Origin of the sequence: Escherichia sp. MOD1-EC6021, from assembly GCF_002965245.1 — a bacterium.
GTDB lineage: Bacteria > Pseudomonadota > Gammaproteobacteria > Enterobacterales > Enterobacteriaceae > Escherichia > Escherichia coli_F.
Window position 1 is genome coordinate 1 of the sequence record NZ_PTRU01000036.1, and the last position, 17,961, is coordinate 17,961.

12 protein-coding genes are annotated in these 17,961 nt (G+C 53.5%); 9 read left to right on the forward strand and 3 right to left on the reverse strand.

Annotation, left to right across the window (positions count from 1 at the left end):
• Positions 1-97, forward strand: a 97-nt coding sequence (locus tag BEB54_RS24280) for a type I toxin-antitoxin system toxin Ldr family protein (protein ID WP_059339248.1), incomplete at its 5' end; no start/stop codon positions are given.
• An 86-nt stretch (positions 98-183) separates the two neighbouring features.
• Here BEB54_RS24280 and bcsG read toward each other — a convergent pair.
• From bcsG to bcsE, 3 genes are read right to left on the reverse strand one after another with little or no spacing between them, the layout of a single operon-like run.
• A complete protein-coding gene (gene bcsG, locus BEB54_RS24285; RefSeq protein WP_000191596.1) occupies positions 184-1,863 on the reverse strand; it encodes a cellulose biosynthesis protein BcsG in 1,680 nt (559 codons plus the stop codon).
• Positions 1,860-2,051: a cellulose biosynthesis protein BcsF gene (gene bcsF / locus BEB54_RS24290; protein WP_000988308.1), complete on the reverse strand. Its 192-nt coding sequence runs from the start codon at positions 2,049-2,051 to the stop codon at positions 1,860-1,862. Before bcsF ends, bcsG begins: the two co-directional genes overlap by 4 nt.
• Positions 2,048-3,619: a cellulose biosynthesis c-di-GMP-binding protein BcsE gene (gene bcsE, locus BEB54_RS24295; RefSeq protein ID WP_105277794.1), complete on the reverse strand. Its 1,572-nt coding sequence runs from the start codon at positions 3,617-3,619 to the stop codon at positions 2,048-2,050. The genes bcsF and bcsE overlap by 4 nt, the downstream gene beginning before the upstream one ends.
• A gap of 271 nt (positions 3,620-3,890) precedes the next feature.
• On the opposite strand from bcsE, the gene bcsR reads away from it, so the two are divergent.
• From bcsR to dctA, 8 genes are all read left to right on the forward strand, one after another.
• Positions 3,891-4,079, forward strand: coding sequence for a cellulose biosynthesis protein BcsR (gene bcsR / locus BEB54_RS24300; RefSeq protein WP_001063314.1), 189 nt, complete (start codon positions 3,891-3,893; stop codon positions 4,077-4,079).
• Between the two features lie 11 nt (positions 4,080-4,090).
• Complete coding sequence (gene bcsQ / locus BEB54_RS24305) at positions 4,091-4,843, forward strand: cellulose biosynthesis protein BcsQ (protein WP_032185391.1); 753 nt, start codon at positions 4,091-4,093, stop codon at positions 4,841-4,843.
• The gene (gene bcsA / locus BEB54_RS24310) at positions 4,840-7,458 is read left to right on the forward strand and encodes a UDP-forming cellulose synthase catalytic subunit (protein WP_105282305.1); all 2,619 of its coding nucleotides are present in this window, start codon (positions 4,840-4,842) and stop codon (positions 7,456-7,458) included. The genes bcsQ and bcsA overlap by 4 nt, the downstream gene beginning before the upstream one ends.
• A 10-nt stretch (positions 7,459-7,468) precedes the next feature.
• Entirely contained in the window at positions 7,469-9,808 is a 2,340-nt protein-coding gene (gene bcsB / locus BEB54_RS24315) for a cellulose biosynthesis cyclic di-GMP-binding regulatory protein BcsB (RefSeq protein ID WP_105277795.1), read from the forward strand.
• 6 nt (positions 9,809-9,814) lie between these two features.
• Positions 9,815-10,921, forward strand: a complete 1,107-nt coding sequence (gene bcsZ, locus BEB54_RS24320; protein ID WP_001353587.1) for a cellulose synthase complex periplasmic endoglucanase BcsZ — start codon at positions 9,815-9,817, stop codon at positions 10,919-10,921.
• Positions 10,903-14,376, forward strand: coding sequence for a cellulose synthase complex outer membrane protein BcsC (gene bcsC / locus BEB54_RS24325; protein ID WP_105277796.1), 3,474 nt, complete (start codon positions 10,903-10,905; stop codon positions 14,374-14,376). Before bcsZ ends, bcsC begins: the two co-directional genes overlap by 19 nt.
• Before the next feature lie 81 nt (positions 14,377-14,457).
• Complete coding sequence (gene hmsP / locus BEB54_RS24330; protein WP_001266333.1) at positions 14,458-16,446, forward strand: biofilm formation regulator HmsP; 1,989 nt, start codon at positions 14,458-14,460, stop codon at positions 16,444-16,446.
• 181 nt (positions 16,447-16,627) lie between these two features.
• Positions 16,628-17,914: a C4-dicarboxylate transporter DctC gene (gene dctA, locus BEB54_RS24340; protein WP_105282306.1), complete on the forward strand. Its 1,287-nt coding sequence runs from the start codon at positions 16,628-16,630 to the stop codon at positions 17,912-17,914.
• The last annotated feature ends 47 nt before the right edge of the window (positions 17,915-17,961 follow it).

The following is a 17,961-nucleotide window of genomic DNA, read 5'->3' on the forward strand; positions in this document are numbered from 1 at the left end:
AGAACTGGGCATGGCCTTCTGGCATGATTTAGCGGCTCCGGTCATTGCTGGCATTCTTGCCAGTCTGATCGTGAACTCGCTGAATAAGCGGAAGTAACGTGTCATGCGGGCGTCAGGCTGCCGTAATGGCAATTTGCGCCCGGATCAGGCCGCAGGGGTGAAACTCTGCGGCCTTTTTCGTTCTTATTGCGGGTAAGGCACCCAGTCGCCGCCGTTCAGGCGAACGTACGGTTTATCCTGGTATTGAATAACCACTGCATTTGAGTTCTCGGAGACCGGTGCTGTTTGTGGCAACCCACTGGTGAGTTTTTTCCAGTCAACATTGTCTTCGGTGAAAATCTTACCATCAAGAACGCGAACCACCAGATCGGAGATAGCCAGGAAGCTGCTCGGTTGGTCGATGACAATCGGTGCCCCCTGATGTGGTGCCTTCATGCCGAAGAATTTCACCCCAACGGGGACGTCTGTGATAGACGGGCTAGGGATATCACGTAGGCCAGATACCTGCATTCTGTCGCCCTTCAGCGCGCCACCGTGTTCCGGCACCACTACCACCATCACTTTACGACCCGATTTCTCCAGTTCAGTAAAGAAGGCGTCCAGCTCATCAAAGAATTTCTGCGCTCGCGCTTTGTAATCCGCTGTTTTGCTGACGCCCGGATAATGGTTGCCGTCATGCAGTGGAAGCGTGTTGTAGAACGTGGCACTACGGCTGTTTTTATCTTTTTCGGTAACGTCCAGCCAGCGGTTAAGCACGGCGGTATCGTCATAAACCGGCGAACCATCAAAGCCCAGCAAAATAACCGGCAGATTTGTTTGATCCATCAATTCGGTCTGCATGCCGCCATTTTCGCGAACTTCTTTCAAAAAACCGCCGAACTGGCCGTTATGTCCCATCATCAGGTGCTGGGTAAAGCCCAGTTTCGACAGGTTATCAAACAGATAGCAGTCGTTATTTGCCGGTTGATACAGATTAGTGTGCGAAGTCTGCCCGCAGCTGGCGCGCAGTAAACGGATCGCCGCCGGGCCACTGTAGGAGGTGGCGGAGTTAAAGTTCTTGAACTCAATATCGAAATGCGACCACAGCGGATGCGACATCAACCCGGCGGCTTCAATATCCGACCAGGAAAGCGAACAGATATTAATCACCAGTAGTTCAAATGGCTGAGCATCAGCGGGCAGCGAAGACGGGAAGGTCGATTTACGTTTCGCCTCCGCGTTATAGAAATTATTCAACCAGGCGTTAAGGTTCGCCGTTGTTGGCGGTGCAGTTTGTGCGGGCATATCACCCACTACCGGTGCGCCACCCGTCGCCGCAACGGTTGCCGCTGCGTTACCACCCGTCGTTGTTACAGTGGTCGTCGGTTGACCGGCAGGCCACAAGGAGAAACTTGGTCCCGCCAGGGTAAGTACGTTCAGCCATAGCAGAATGGCAACCACAAAAACGGTAATGCGAATCCATTGTGACAGGAATAACCAGGCCACTAATAAAACAAAAATGGCCCCAATCATCTGCCAGTTAATAAAGCGTGTGACAAGGTCGATTAAATAATCGGTACTGAACCCCGCCACCTGCGAACCCTGGCTCATTATGCTTTCCGGGCCCGGCAACCAGGTGTCATGCCAGAACAAAGCAAAGCCGATCGGCAGGGCAATCCAGTGGCGTAAGCGATGCAGGCTGTAGCGCGGAATGGGCATCAGCAGAAACGCGGCAAACACCAGATTGAGGAGCGGATGGAAGTTAAGATATCCCGCCCACAACAGGCCGAACTTAACCAGAAAATAGAAGTTCCAGCCGGAAAGGCCGCGCCAGTATTGCCAGAGGGAAGAAGGCATGGCGGTATTTTGCGTAAATTGAGTCATTTTTTGGTTGCCCTGGCTTTTTCCGTGCGGCGTAACGTCCCGGCCGGTTTAACATAACGAGGTTTAGCAAAGAACAAACGTAAGGTGTCGCGAATGCGTCGCAAAGAGTGCCGCGCCAGATAGCCCAGCGGGAAAAATATCAGTGCGCAAACGACAATAATTTCAATGATATCGCTGATGGTCATCATGATGAGCGCTCCACAGTATCATCTAACAGTCGCATTGGTTCTGGTATTCTTCGCCAGTGGCGACCATCGTGCTCGGCATTGATGACCGGTTTAGAACTTTGCGTTAAAGGCAGCGGCATGCCCCATTGTTCTGGAGCAAGCAGGCGCATCTGCACCAGCTCGGCACTGATTTGATCATCTTCAAACCAGACCATACGGTTTGAGAAAATGTCGCCAGTCGGCAATGGGAAAATATGATTCAACGCGGTATCCAGATCGTTAATCCGACAGAATGAGAGAAACAGCACCAGCCGATTACCGCCAATGGTCATGATATCGCCGGTACGGTTAGGGCGACACAGCGTCAGGGCTTGCTCAACGCGGATACCCGGTACCGGACGTAGGGCAACCAGAACGCCTTTACCATGTGCAGGCAAGAGAGGGTTATTCATCATGTTGTTAACGGCATTACAGAACACATCCCACTTCTGGAAACCACGTAGTTTGAGCGGCTGGGTCATTGACAGCAAGGTAGTGATATCTTCCGGCACATAGCGACTAAACTTCTGCCCTTGCACGCTTTCGATCATCGTCAGACAGCGGGAGAGTGGCGCATTCCACGGGATAACCATATTTGCACCGCAGGCCAATAACAAACGTTCATCGGTGGCGCGCAGGCTTGCGGTATTTTCCCGTACGAGGATTTTCATCGCACTACCGCGCTGGCGACGCAGAGTATGAATGCTGCGGGCCAGTGGCTCGATTTGCGCATTTTGCTGTAAAGAAAAGACCACCGTCGCCGCCTGAGCGGTACGGGCTTCATTGAACAGAACTTCGTTATTGTTGAACAGTTGCCAGTGTTCCGATAGCGGCGGCGCACCTTCCAGTACAGCAACATTACTCAGAATGCGTTTTTCGTCGCTGCGTGGTTGGATCTCCGCCTCTTCGCTTTGAACTAATGTCCAGATACCTTTTTGTTGCTGAACGCTAAGCTGCTGACGGGCGCTGACCCCTTTTTCGTTGCACCAGAAGGCAATATCCAGCAAATGTTGGTCGCCCTGAAAACGCAAACTGGCAAGACCAAAAAGTGAACGGTATTCCTCAAGCAACAATGAAAATTGTTTATCGTTATTATTTCCGGGATTAATTACCAAAAGCGAACAATGGTTTAACCTGCTCCATTTATTCATTTTATCCAACCATGAGCGAAGCCGCTCGGCAGGAATGTTTTGCCATGCGTTATTTGCGCAAACAAGAATAAAAAGGTAATTATTGGGATCAATAGAACACTGCAAATCACGGGCCAAATAGTATAGACCTTTTTCATGATTTAGCATTGAAAATAATTTTATTTTTTCCGGCCCTTGAGAATCATCTAATTGAAAGATTTTCGCCGGATCGCTGTCCATGCTAATGACCGCGACGTGTGCGGTTTCAGCCTGGGATGCAATTGTTTGATTCGCCAGACTGATAGCATCTTCATGGCGATCGACGTTAAACCACCAGACGCCGCCTGCTGGCATATGTCGCAGCTCATCCCATAATGATGAGATACCGATAGAGAATACAGGGTCCACAATGTCCCTCATGTCACCATTTTGTCTGATTATCAGTTTACTAGCGAAAGCTAAGAAATAAACCTACCATTGAAATTAAAACTTATCAGATTTAGCATGTGAATCAATTTAGCAGGTCACAAGACGTGTGATTTTAGCCTTTTCGTTTTTAACTTTTTTTGTTGCGTAACGGAAAGTCAAAAAGTGAGCAAATTCCCGTCTCGCCGTAAACAATAAACCGGCGAAATGCTCACGGTTAGAATTGTCTCATGAACGGTACGGTTATTTCATAGGGATCAAGCAAATGAATAACAATGAACCAGATACTCTGCCTGATCCCGCGATAGGCTATATCTTCCAGAATGATATTTTGGCGTTAAAGCAGGCGTTTTCACTGCCTGATATTGATTATGCCGATATTTCCCAACGCGAACAGTTGGCCGCGGCATTAAAACGCTGGCCGTTGCTGGCAGAGTTTGCGCAACAAAAGTAGGGGATTGGTGAATGGCCGTACTGGGATTGCAGGGGGTGCGGGGAGGCGTGGGAACAACAACCATCACTGCCGCATTAGCCTGGTCATTACAAATGTTGGGAGAAGATGTCCTGGTGGTCGATGCCTGCCCGGACAACTTGTTGCGCCTGTCATTTAACGTTGATTTTACCCACCGTCAGGGCTGGGCCAGAGCCATGCTGGACGGTCAGGACTGGCGTGACGCCGGGTTGCGCTATACCTCGCAACTCGATTTGCTGCCTTTTGGTCAGTTATCCATTGAAGAACAAGAAAATCCACAGCACTGGCAAACCCGGCTGAGCGATATTTGCTCCGGCTTACAGCAACTAAAAGCCAGCGGGCGTTACCAGTGGATTTTAATCGACTTACCGCGTGATGCCTCGCAGATAACCCACCAGCTGCTGAGTTTGTGCGATCACTCGCTGGCAATCGTCAACGTCGATGCTAACTGCCATATCCGGCTGCATCAGCAGGCGCTGCCGGATGGCGCGCATATTTTGATTAATGACTTCCGTATCGGCAGTCAGGTTCAGGACGATATTTACCAGCTTTGGTTGCAAAGCCAGCGCCGATTACTGCCAATGCTCATTCATCGTGATGAAGCGATGGCTCAATGCCTGGCGGCTAAGCAACCAGTCGGTGAATACCGCAGTGATGCGCTGGCGGCTGAAGAGATACTGACGCTGGCTAACTGGTGCCTGTTGAACTATTCCGGGCTGAAAACGCCAGTCGGGAGTGCATCATGAGTATCCTGACCCGGTGGTTGCTTATCCCGCCGGTCAACGCGCGGCTTATCGGGCGTTATCGCGATTATCGTCGTCACGGCGCGTCGGCTTTCAGCGCGACGCTCGGCTGTTTTTGGTTGATCCTGGCCTGGATTTTTATTCCGCTGGAGCACCCGCGCTGGCAGCGTATTCGCGCAGAACATAAAAACCTGTATCCGCATATCAACGCCTCGCGTCCGCGTCCGCTGGACCCGGTCCGTTATCTCATTCAAACATGCTGGTTACTGATCGGTACATCGCGCAAAGAAACGCCGAAACCGCGCAGGCGGACATTTTCAGGTCTGCAGAATATTCGTGGACGTTACCATCAATGGATGAACGAGCTGCCTGAGCGCGTTAGCCATAAAACACAGCATCTCGATGAGAAAAAAGAACTCGGCCATTTGAGCGCCGGGGCGCGGCGGTTGATCCTCGGTATCATCGTCACCTTCTCGCTGATTCTGGCGTTAATCTGCGTTACCCAGCCGTTTAACCCGCTGGCGCAGTTTATCTTCCTGATGCTGCTGTGGGGTGTAGCGCTGATCGTACGGCGGATGCCGGGGCGCTTCTCGGCGCTAATGTTGATTGTGCTGTCGCTGACCGTTTCTTGCCGTTATATCTGGTGGCGCTACACCTCTACGCTGAACTGGGACGATCCGGTCAGTCTGGTGTGCGGGCTTATTCTGCTGTTCGCCGAAACGTACGCGTGGATTGTGCTGGTGCTCGGCTACTTCCAGGTGGTATGGCCGCTGAATCGTCAGCCGGTGCCATTGCCGAAAGATATGTCGCTGTGGCCGTCGGTGGATATCTTTGTCCCGACTTACAACGAAGATCTCAACGTGGTGAAAAATACGATTTACGCCTCGCTGGGTATCGACTGGCCGAAAGACAAGCTGAACATCTGGATCCTCGATGACGGCGGCAGGGAAGAGTTTCGCCAGTTTGCACAAAACGTGGGGGTGAAATATATCGCCCGTACCACTCATGAACATGCGAAAGCAGGCAACATCAACAATGCGCTGAAATATGCCAAAGGCGAGTTCGTGTCGATTTTCGACTGCGACCACGTACCAACGCGATCGTTCCTGCAAATGACCATGGGCTGGTTCCTGAAAGAAAAACAACTGGCGATGATGCAGACGCCGCACCACTTCTTCTCACCGGACCCGTTTGAACGCAACCTGGGACGTTTCCGTAAAACACCTAACGAAGGCACGCTGTTCTATGGTCTGGTGCAGGATGGCAACGATATGTGGGACGCCACCTTCTTCTGCGGTTCATGTGCGGTGATTCGCCGTAAGCCGCTGGATGAGATTGGCGGCATTGCTGTCGAAACGGTAACCGAAGATGCGCATACTTCTCTGCGTTTGCACCGTCGTGGCTACACCTCTGCATATATGCGTATTCCGCAGGCGGCGGGGCTGGCGACCGAAAGTCTGTCGGCGCATATCGGTCAGCGTATTCGCTGGGCGCGCGGGATGGTGCAAATCTTCCGTCTCGATAACCCGCTCACCGGTAAAGGGCTGAAGTTTGCTCAGCGGCTGTGCTACGTCAACGCCATGTTCCATTTCTTGTCGGGCATTCCAAGACTGATCTTCCTGACTGCGCCGCTGGCGTTCCTGCTGCTGCATGCCTACATCATCTATGCGCCAGCGTTGATGATCGCCCTGTTCGTGCTGCCGCATATGATTCATGCCAGCCTGACCAACTCGAAGATCCAGGGCAAATATCGCCACTCTTTCTGGAGTGAAATCTACGAAACGGTGCTGGCGTGGTATATCGCACCACCGACGCTGGTGGCGCTGATTAACCCGCACAAAGGCAAATTTAACGTCACCGCCAAAGGTGGACTGGTGGAAGAAGAGTACGTCGACTGGGTGATCTCACGCCCCTACATTTTCCTGGTATTGCTCAACCTGGTCGGTATTGCGGTCGGTATCTGGCGTTACTTCTACGGCCCGCCAACCGAGATGCTCACTGTCATCGTCAGTATGGTGTGGGTGTTCTACAACCTGATTATTCTCGGTGGTGCGGTAGCGGTATCGGTAGAAAGCAAACAGGTTCGCCGATCGCACCGCGTGGAGATGACGATGCCCGCGGCAATTGCCCGCGAAGATGGTCACCTCTTCTCGTGTACCGTTCAGGATTTCTCCGACGGTGGTTTGGGGATCAAGATCAACGGTCTGGCGCAGATTCTGGAAGGGCAGAAAGTGAATCTGTTGCTTAAACGTGGTCAGCAGGAATACGTCTTCCCGGCCCAGGTGGCGCGCGTGATGGGTAATGAAGTTGGGCTGAAATTAATGCCGCTCACCACCCAGCAACATATCGATTTTGTGCAGTGTACGTTTGCCCGTGCGGATACATGGGCGCTCTGGCAGGACAGCTATCCGGAAGATAAGCCGCTGGAAAGTCTGCTGGATATTCTGAAGCTCGGCTTCCGTGGCTACCGCCATCTGGCGGAGTTTGCGCCTTCTTCGGTGAAGGGCATATTCCGTGTGCTGACTTCTCTGGTTTCCTGGGTTGTATCGTTTATTCCGCGCCGCCCGGAGCGGAGCGAAACGGCACAACCATCGGATCAGGCTTTGGCTCAACAATGATGATAACGCGATGAAAAGAAAACTATTCTGGATTTGTGCAGTGGCTATGGGGATGAGTGCGTTCCCCTCTTTCATGACGCAGGCGACGCCAGCAACGCAACCACTGATCAATGCTGAGCCAGCTGTAGCCGCCCAGACGGAACAAAATCCGCAGGTGGGGCAAGTGATGCCGGGCGTGCAGGGCGCTGATGCCCCCATCGTGGCGCAGAACGGTCCTTCGCGTGATGTGAAGCTGAACTTTGCGCAAATTGCGCCACCGCCGGGCAGCATGGTGCTACGTGGCATTAACCCGAACGGCAGCATTGAGTTTGGTATGCGCAGCGATGAAGTGGTGACGAAGGCGATGCTCAACCTCGAATACACGCCATCGCCATCGTTACTGCCTGTCCAGTCGCAGTTAAAGGTTTATCTCAATGATGAACTGATGGGCGTGCTGCCAGTGACCAAAGAACAGTTGGGTAAAAAAACGCTGGCACAAATGCCAATTAACCCACTGTTTATTACCGACTTCAACCGTGTGCGGCTGGAGTTTGTCGGTCATTATCAGGACGTGTGCGAAAACCCGGCCAGCACCACGCTTTGGCTGGATGTTGGGCGGAGCAGTGGACTGGATCTGACCTATCAGACCCTGAATGTGAAGAATGATCTGTCACACTTCCCGGTACCATTCTTTGACCCGCGTGATAACCGCACCAACACCTTGCCGATGGTCTTTGCGGGTGCGCCGGATGTTGGGCAGCAACAAGCATCTGCCATTGTCGCCTCGTGGTTTGGTTCGCGTTCTGGCTGGCGTGGGCAGAACTTCCCGGTGCTCTATAACCAACTGCCGGATCGCAATGCCATCGTTTTTGCCACTAATGACAAACGCCCGGACTTCCTGCGCGATCATCCGGCGGTAAAAGCCCCGGTGATTGAGATGATCAACCATCCACAGAATCCTTACGTCAAACTGCTGGTGGTCTTTGGTCGTGACGACAAAGACCTGTTGCAGGCAGCGAAAGGTATCGCTCAGGGTAACATTCTGTTCCGTGGTGAAAGCGTGGTAGTGAATGAAGTGAAACCGCTGCTACCGCGTAAGCCGTACGATGCGCCGAACTGGGTGCGTACCGATCGTCCGGTCACCTTTGGTGAACTGAAAACCTATGAAGAACAGTTACAATCCAGCGGTCTTGAGCCAGCAGCGATTAACGTTTCGCTAAACCTGCCGCCGGATCTCTACCTGATGCGCAGTACCGGCATTGATATGGATATCAACTATCGCTACACCATGCCGCCGGTGAAAGACAGTTCGCGGATGGATATCAGCCTGAATAACCAGTTCCTGCAATCCTTCAACCTGAGCAGTAAACAGGAGGCGAACCGCCTGCTGCTGCGTATTCCGGTATTACAAGGTTTGCTGGATGGCAAAACGGATGTCTCTATTCCGGCGCTGAAACTGGGCGCGACCAACCAGTTGCGGTTCGACTTTGAGTATATGAACCCGATGCCGGGCGGTTCGGTGGATAACTGTATTACCTTCCAGCCGGTGCAGAATCATGTGGTGATTGGTGACGACTCCACCATCGACTTCTCGAAGTATTACCACTTCATCCCGATGCCGGATCTGCGCGCCTTTGCTAACGCGGGCTTCCCGTTCAGCCGGATGGCGGATCTGTCGCAAACCATCACCGTGATGCCGAAAACGCCAAACGAAGCACAGATGGAAACCTTGCTGAATACTGTTGGCTTTATCGGTGCGCAGACGGGCTTCCCGGCGATTAACCTGACGGTGACCGATGATGGCAGCACCATTCAGGGCAAAGATGCCGACATCATGATCATCGGTGGTATCCCGGACAAACTGAAAGACGACAAGCAGATCGACCTGTTGGTGCAGGCGACCGAAAGCTGGGTGAAAACGCCGATGCGCCAGACCCCGTTCCCCGGCATTGTGCCGGACGAGAGCGATCGCGCGGCAGAAACTCAATCAACGCTGACCTCTTCCGGTGCGATGGCAGCGGTGATTGGCTTCCAGTCGCCGTATAACGACCAGCGTAGCGTGATTGCGCTGCTGGCAGATAGCCCACGCGGTTATGAAATGCTTAACGATGCGGTGAACGATAGCGGCAAACGCGCCACCATGTTCGGCTCGGTCGCGGTGATCCGCGAGTCCGGTATCAATAGCCTGCGTGTTGGCGACGTTTATTACGTTGGCCATCTGCCGTGGTTCGAACGCTTATGGTATGCGCTGGCAAACCATCCGATTCTGCTGGCGGTGCTGGCGGCAATCAGCGTCGTGCTGCTGGCCTGGGTACTGTGGCGTTTGCTGCGTATTATCAGCCGTCGTCGTCTTAACCCGGATAACGAGTAATTGAAGATGAATGTGTTGCGTAGTGGACTCGTGACGATGCTGCTGCTGGCTGCCTTTAGTGTTCAGGCAGCCTGCAACTGGCCTGCCTGGGAGCAGTTCAAAAAGGATTACATCAGTCAGGAAGGGCGCGTCATCGACCCCAGCGACGCGCGCAAAATCACCACCTCCGAAGGGCAAAGTTACGGCATGTTCTTTGCCCTGGCGGCTAACGACCGTGCAGCTTTCGATAATATTCTCGACTGGACGCAGAACAATCTCGCTCAGGGTTCTTTAAAAGAACATTTGCCCGCCTGGCTGTGGGGCAAGAAAGAGAACAGTAAGTGGGAAGTGCTGGACAGCAATTCGGCCTCTGATGGTGATGTCTGGATGGCCTGGTCGTTGCTGGAGGCGGGGCGGTTGTGGAAAGAGCAGCGTTATACGGATATCGGCAGCGCGTTGTTAAAACGTATTGCGCGGGAGGAAGTAGTGACGGTGCCTGGGCTGGGTTCCATGTTGTTGCCGGGCAAAGTGGGATTTGCTGAGGATAACAGCTGGCGTTTTAACCCCAGCTACCTGCCGCCGACGCTGGCGCAGTATTTCACCCGCTTTGGCGCGCCGTGGACTACGCTGCGCGAAACCAATCAACGTTTATTGCTGGAAACCGCCCCAAAAGGCTTTTCACCAGACTGGGTGCGCTATGAGAAAGACAAAGGCTGGCAGCTAAAAGCCGAAAAAACATTGATCAGCAGCTACGACGCTATCCGTGTTTACATGTGGGTAGGCATGATGCCTGACAGCGATCCGCAAAAAGCGCGGATGCTCAACCGGTTTAAACCGATGGCGACATTCACCGAGAAAAACGGCTATCCGCCGGAAAAAGTCGATGTGGCTACGGGGAAAGCGCAGGGTAAAGGACCGGTCGGTTTTTCTGCCGCCATGCTGCCCTTTTTACAAAACCGCGATGCACAGGCCGTTCAGCGCCAGCGCGTGGCCGATAACTTTCCCGGCAGCGATGCCTATTACAACTATGTGCTGACCCTGTTTGGACAAGGCTGGGATCAACACCGTTTCCGCTTCTCGACAAAAGGTGAGTTATTACCTGACTGGGGCCAGGAATGCGCAAATTCACACTAAACATATTCACGCTTTCCCTCGGTCTGGCCGTCATGCCGATGGTCGAGGCAGCACCAACCGCTCAGCAACAGTTGCTGGAGCAAGTTCGGTTAGGCGAAGCGACCCATCGTGAAGATCTGGTGCAACAGTCGTTGTATCGGCTGGAACTTATTGATCCGAATAACCCGGACGTCGTTGCCGCCCGTTTCCGTTCTCTGTTACGTCAGGGCGATATTGATGGCGCGCAAAAACAGCTCGATCGGCTGTCGCAGTTAGCGCCGAGTTCAAATGCGTATAAATCGTCGCGGACCACAATGTTACTTTCTACGCCGGATGGTCGTCAGGCACTGCAACAGGCAAGATTGCAGGCGACTACCGGTCATGCAGAAGAAGCTGTGGCGAGTTACAACAAGCTGTTCAACGGTGCGCCGCCGGAAGGTGACATTGCCGTCGAGTACTGGAGTACGGTGGCGAAAATTCCTGCTCGCCGTGGCGAAGCGATTAATCAGCTAAAACGCATTAATGCGGATACGCCGGGCAATACGGGCCTGCAAAACAATCTGGCGCTATTGCTGTTTAGTAGCGATCGGCGTGATGAAGGTTTTGCTGTACTGGAGCAGATGGCGAAATCGAACGCCGGGCGTGAGGGAGCCTCTAAAATCTGGTACGGGCAGATTAAAGACATGCCCGTCAGCGATGCCAGTGTGCAGGCGCTGAAAAAATATCTCTCTATCTTTAGCGATGGCGACAGCGTAGCTGCTGCGCAATCGCAACTGGCAGAACAGCAAAAACAGCTGGCCGACCCTGCTTTCCGCGCTCGTGCGCAAGGTTTAGCGGCAGTGGACTCTGGCATGGCGGGTAAAGCCATTCCCGAACTACAACAGGCAGTGCGGGCGAACCCGAAAGACAGTGAGGCTCTGGGGGCGCTGGGCCAGGCGTATTCTCAGAAAGGCGATCGCGCCAATGCGGTGGCGAATCTGGAAAAAGCCCTCGCACTGGACCCGCACAGCAGCAACAACGACAAATGGAACAGTCTGCTGAAAGTAAACCGCTACTGGCTGGCGATCCAGCAGGGTGATGCCGCGCTGAAAGCCAATAATCCTGACCGGGCAGAACGCCTGTTCCAGCAGGCGCGCAGTGTCGATAACACCGACAGCTATGCGGTGTTGGGGCTGGGCGATGTGGCGATGGCGCGAAAAGATTATTCCGCCGCCGAACGTTATTATCAGCAGACCTTGCGTATGGACAGCGGCAACACTAACGCCGTGCGCGGGCTGGCGAATATTTACCGCCAGCAATCGCCAGAAAAAGCAGAAGCGTTTATCGCCTCGCTCTCTGCCAGCCAGCGGCGCAGCATTGATGATATCGAACGTAGCCTGCAAAACGATCGTCTGGCACAGCAGGCAGAGGCACTGGAAAACCAGGGCAAATGGGCGCAGGCAGCAGCACTTCAGCGGCAACGACTGGCACTGGACCCCGGCAGTGTATGGATTACTTACCGACTTTCGCAGGATCTCTGGCAGGCCGGACAACGCAGCCAGGCCGATACGTTAATGCGCAATCTCGCGCAGCAGAAGCCGAACGACCCGGAGCAGGTTTACGCTTACGGGCTGTACCTCTCAGGTCACGACCAGGACAGAGCGGCACTGGCGCATATCAACAGCCTGCCGCGCGCGCAGTGGAACAGCAATATTCAGGAGCTGGTTAATCGGCTGCAAAGCGACCAGGTGCTGGAAACCGCTAATCGCCTGCGAGAAAACGGCAAAGAGGCAGAAGCGGAAGCGATGCTGCGCCAGCAACCGCCTTCCTCGCGTATTGATCTGACGCTGGCTGACTGGGCGCAACAACGACGTGATTACACCGCCGCCCGCACTGCATATCAGAATGTCCTGACGCGGGAGCCAACTAACGCCGATGCCATTCTTGGTCTGACGGAAGTGGATATTGCTGCCGGTGACAAAGCGGCGGCACGTAGCCAGCTGGCGAAACTGCCTGCTACCGATAACGCCTCTCTGAACACACAGCGGCGCGTGGCGCTGGCGCAGGCGCAGCTTGGCGATACCGCAGCGGCGCAGCAGACGTTTAACAAGCTGATCCCGCAGGCAAAATCTCAGCCACCGTCGATGGAAAGCGCGATGGTACTGCGCGACGGTGCGAAGTTTGAAGCGCAGGCGGGCGATCCAAAGCAGGCGCTGGAAACCTACAAAGACGCGATGGTCGCATCCGGTGTGACCACGACGCGTCCGCAGGATAACGACACCTTTACCCGGCTGACCCGTAACGACGAGAAAGATGACTGGCTGAAACGCGGCGTGCGCAGCGATGCAGCGGACCTCTATCGCCAGCAGGATCTTAACGTCACCCTCGAGCACGATTACTGGGGGTCGAGCGGCACCGGTGGTTACTCCGATCTGAAAGCGCACACTACCATGTTGCAGGTGGATGCGCCGTATTCTGACGGGCGGATGTTCTTTCGCAGTGATTTCGTCAATATGAACGTCGGCAGTTTCTCCACTAATGCCGATGGCAAATGGGATGACAACTGGGGCACCTGTACATTACAGGACTGTAGCGGCAACCGCAGCCAGTCGGATTCCGGTGCCAGCGTGGCGGTCGGCTGGCGAAATGACGTCTGGAGCTGGGATATCGGCACCACGCCGATGGGCTTCAACGTGGTGGATGTGGTCGGCGGCATCAGTTACAGTGATGATATCGGGCCGCTGGGTTACACCGTTAACGCCCATCGTCGGCCCATTTCCAGTTCTTTGCTGGCCTTTGGCGGGCAAAAAGACTCCCCGAGCAATACCGGGAAAAAATGGGGTGGCGTGCGTGCCGACGGCGTGGGGCTAAGCCTGAGCTACGATAAAGGTGAAGCAAACGGCGTCTGGGCATCGCTTAGCGGCGACCAGTTAACCGGTAAAAATGTTGAAGATAACTGGCGCGTGCGCTGGATGACGGGCTATTACTATAAGGTCATCAACCAGAACAATCGCCGCGTGACAATCGGCCTGAACAACATGATCTGGCATTACGACAAAGACCTGAGTGGCTACTCACTCGGTCAGGGCGGTTACTACAGCCCGCAGGAATACCTGTCGTTTGCCATTCCGGTGATGTGGCGTGAACGGACAGAAAACTGGTCGTGGGAGCTGGGGGCGTCTGGTTCGTGGTCGCATTCGCGCACCAAAACCATGCCGCGGTATCCGCTGATGAATCTGATCCCCACTGACTGGCAGGAAGAAGCTGCGCGGCAATCCAACGATGGCGGCAGCAGCCAGGGCTTTGGCTATACGGCGCGGGCATTACTTGAACGACGTGTTACTTCTAACTGGTTTGTCGGTACGGCAATTGATATCCAGCAAGCGAAGGATTACGCGCCCAGCCATTTCCTGCTCTACGTACGTTATTCCGCCGCCGGATGGCAGGGTGACATGGATTTACCGCCGCAGCCGCTGATACCTTACGCCGACTGGTAAGTTTTCAGATAGCGCCTCTCTTAATGCCGCTGCGATCGGGTATACTCGGGCGGCAATCTGGGATTTCCGGGGGGAGACAATTTGCGCGTAAGTCGCTCGTTAACAATCAAGCAGATGGCAATGGTGGCAGCCGTTGTCCTGGTGTTCGTTTTTATTTTTTGCACCGTTTTGCTGTTCCATCTGGTCCAGCAGAATCGCTATAACACGGCTACGCAACTGGAAAGCATTGCTCGCTCTGTCCGCGAACCCTTATCTTCTGCCATTTTGAAAGGTGATATTCCCGAAGCGGAAGCTATTCTTGCCAGCATTAAACCGGCAGGCGTGGTCAGCCGTGCCGATGTGGTGCTGCCTAACCAGTTCCAGGCGCTGCGTAAAAGTTTTATTCCAGAGCGTCCGGTGCCGGTAATGGTTACTCGCATGTTTGAGCTACCGGTGCAAATCTCGCTGGGCGTTTACTCGCTGGAACGTCCGGCAAACCCGCAGCCAATTGCCTATCTGGTGCTACAGGCGGATTCCTTCCGCATGTATAAGTTCGTGATGAGCACCCTCTCAACGTTAGTGACCATTTACTTACTTTTGTCGTTAATATTGACGGTGGCGATTAGCTGGTGCATTAACCGCCTGATTTTGCATCCGTTACGCAATATTGCTCGTGAACTTAACGCCATCCCAGCCCAGGAACTTGTTGGTCACCAACTGGCATTACCGCGTCTGCATCAGGATGATGAAATCGGTATGTTGGTGCGCAGTTACAACCTCAACCAGCAATTGCTGCAGCGCCATTATGAAGAACAGAACGAAAATGCGATGCGCTTCCCGGTGTCGGATTTGCCGAACAAAGCCTTGCTGATGGAGATGCTGGAGCAGGTTGTCGCGCGTAAACAAACCACCGCGCTGATGATCATCACCTGTGAAACCCTGCGTGATACTGCGGGCGTGCTGAAAGAGGCGCAACGAGAAATTCTGCTGCTGACGCTGGTGGAAAAACTCAAATCGGTACTGTCGCCACGTATGATCCTCGCGCAGATTAGTGGTTATGACTTTGCTGTCATTGCCAATGGTGTACAGGAACCGTGGCACGCAATCACTTTAGGTCAGCAAGTGCTCACTATCATGAGCGAGCGCCTGCCGATTGAACGTATTCAACTCCGTCCGCACTGTAGCATTGGCGTGGCGATGTTCTACGGCGATCTCACCGCCGAACAGCTTTACAGTCGCGCTATTTCTGCGGCATTTACCGCTCGCCATAAAGGTAAGAATCAGATTCAGTTCTTTGATCCGCAGCAGATGGAAGCCGCCCAACAGCGGTTGACGGAAGAGAGCGATATCCTTAATGCACTGGAAAATCATCAGTTTGCGATTTGGTTACAGCCACAGGTCGAGATGACCAGCGGTAAACTGGTCAGTGCGGAAGTGTTACTGCGTATCCAGCAACCGGATGGCAGTTGGGATCTGCCGGATGGCTTAATCGATCGCATTGAGTGCTGTGGGCTGATGGTTACCGTCGGTCACTGGGTGCTGGAAGAGTCCTGTCGACTGCTTGCTGCCTGGCAAGAGCGCGGCATTATGCTGCCCTTGTCGGTAAACCTCTCGGCGCTGCAACTGATGCACCCGAATATGGTGGCGGATATGCTGGAGCTGTTAACCCGCTATCGCATTCAGCCGGGAACGCTGATTCTGGAAGTGACAGAAAGCCGACGTATTGACGACCCTCATGCAGCGGTGGCAATCCTCCGCCCGTTGCGTAATGCCGGCGTTCGGGTGGCGCTGGATGATTTCGGCATGGGCTACGCAGGGCTGCGTCAGCTGCAGCATATGAAATCGTTGCCAATCGACGTGTTAAAAATCGACAAAATGTTTGTTGAAGGCTTGCCGGAAGATAGCAGCATGATTGCTGCAATTATCATGTTGGCGCAAAGCCTGAACTTACAAATGATTGCCGAAGGCGTGGAGACTGAAGCACAACGCGACTGGCTGGCAAAAGCGGGCGTTGGTATTGCCCAGGGCTTCCTTTTTGCTCGCCCACTCCCTATTGAAATCTTCGAAGAGAGTTACCTGGAAGAAAAGTAGCTACCCCAAACTGATTACAAAACTTTAAAAAGTGCTGGTTTGTGCGAGCCAGCTCAAACTTTTTAACCTTTTTGTTTCAATTATGATCCAGGTACATTTCTGTGATGTTGTCTGGGTGTTATTTTAAGGCCGCAGGTACCCCATAACCTTACAAGACCTGTGGTTTACTAAAGGACACCCTATGAAAACCTCTCTGTTTAAAAGCCTTTACTTTCAGGTCCTGACAGCGATAGCCATTGGTATTCTCCTTGGCCATTTCTACCCTGAAATAGGCGAGCAAATGAAACCGCTTGGCGACGGGTTCGTTAAGCTCATTAAGATGATCATCGCTCCTGTCATCTTTTGTACCGTCGTAACGGGCATTGCGGGCATGGAAAGCATGAAGGCGGTCGGTCGTACCGGCGCAGTCGCACTGCTTTACTTTGAAATTGTCAGCACCATCGCACTGATTATTGGTCTTATCATCGTTAACGTCGTGCAGCCTGGTGCCGGAATGAACGTCGATCCGGCAACGCTTGATGCGAAAGTGGTAGCGGTTTACGCCGATCAGGCGAAAGACCAGGGCATTGTCGCCTTCATTATGGATGTCATCCCGGCGAGCGTCATTGGCGCATTTGCCAGCGGTAACATTCTGCAGGTGCTGCTGTTTGCCGTACTGTTTGGTTTTGCGCTCCACCGTCTGGGCAGCAAAGGCCAACTGATTTTTAACGTTATCGAAAGTTTCTCGCAGGTCATTTTCGGCATCATCAATATGATCATGCGTCTGGCACCTATTGGTGCGTTCGGGGCAATGGCGTTTACTATCGGTAAATACGGCGTCGGCACACTGGTGCAACTGGGGCAGCTGATTATCTGCTTCTACATCACCTGTATCCTGTTTGTGGTGCTGGTACTGGGTTCAATCGCTAAAGCGACTGGTTTCAGTATCTTCAAATTTATCCGCTACATCCGTGAAGAACTGCTGATTGTACTGGGGACTTCATCTTCCGAGTCGGCGCTGCCGCGTATGCTCGACAAGATGGAGAAACTCGGCTGCCGCAAATCGGTGGTGGGGCTGGTCATCCCGACAGGCTACTCGTTTAACCTTGATGGCACATCGATATACCTGACAATGGCGGCGGTGTTTATCGCCCAGGCCACTAACAGTCAGATGGATATCGTCCACCAAATCACGCTGTTAATCGTGTTGCTGCTTTCTTCTAAAGGGGCTGCAGGGGTAACGGGTAGTGGCTTTATCGTGCTGGCAGCGACGCTCTCTGCGGTGGGCCATTTGCCGGTAGCGGGTCTGGCGCTAATTCTTGGTATCGACCGCTTTATGTCAGAAGCTCGTGCGCTGACTAACCTGGTCGGTAACGGCGTAGCGACCATTGTTGTTGCTAAGTGGGTGAAAGAACTGGACCACAAAAAACTGGACGATGTGCTGAATAATCGTGCGCCGGATGGCAAAACGCACGAATTATCCTCTTAATCTCACCACTTATGCCCGCACTCCCTTCCCCGAATGCGGGTGTTTGC

What these genes read in the sequence shown, in the direction of transcription:
- bcsA (WP_105282305.1), top strand. Translation starts at nt 4,840, where the DNA reads ATGAGTATCCTGACCCGGTGGTTGCTTATCCCGCCGGTCAACGCGCGG.
- bcsF (WP_000988308.1), bottom strand. Translation starts at nt 2,051, where the DNA reads ATGATGACCATCAGCGATATCATTGAAATTATTGTCGTTTGCGCACTG.
- dctA (WP_105282306.1), top strand. Translation starts at nt 16,628, where the DNA reads ATGAAAACCTCTCTGTTTAAAAGCCTTTACTTTCAGGTCCTGACAGCG.
- bcsE (WP_105277794.1), bottom strand. Translation starts at nt 3,619, where the DNA reads ATGAGGGACATTGTGGACCCTGTATTCTCTATCGGTATCTCATCATTA.
- bcsB (WP_105277795.1), top strand. Translation starts at nt 7,469, where the DNA reads ATGAAAAGAAAACTATTCTGGATTTGTGCAGTGGCTATGGGGATGAGT.
- bcsZ (WP_001353587.1), top strand. Translation starts at nt 9,815, where the DNA reads ATGAATGTGTTGCGTAGTGGACTCGTGACGATGCTGCTGCTGGCTGCC.
- bcsR (WP_001063314.1), top strand. Translation starts at nt 3,891, where the DNA reads ATGAATAACAATGAACCAGATACTCTGCCTGATCCCGCGATAGGCTAT.
- bcsQ (WP_032185391.1), top strand. Translation starts at nt 4,091, where the DNA reads ATGGCCGTACTGGGATTGCAGGGGGTGCGGGGAGGCGTGGGAACAACA.
- bcsC (WP_105277796.1), top strand. Translation starts at nt 10,903, where the DNA reads ATGCGCAAATTCACACTAAACATATTCACGCTTTCCCTCGGTCTGGCC.
- bcsG (WP_000191596.1), bottom strand. Translation starts at nt 1,863, where the DNA reads ATGACTCAATTTACGCAAAATACCGCCATGCCTTCTTCCCTCTGGCAA.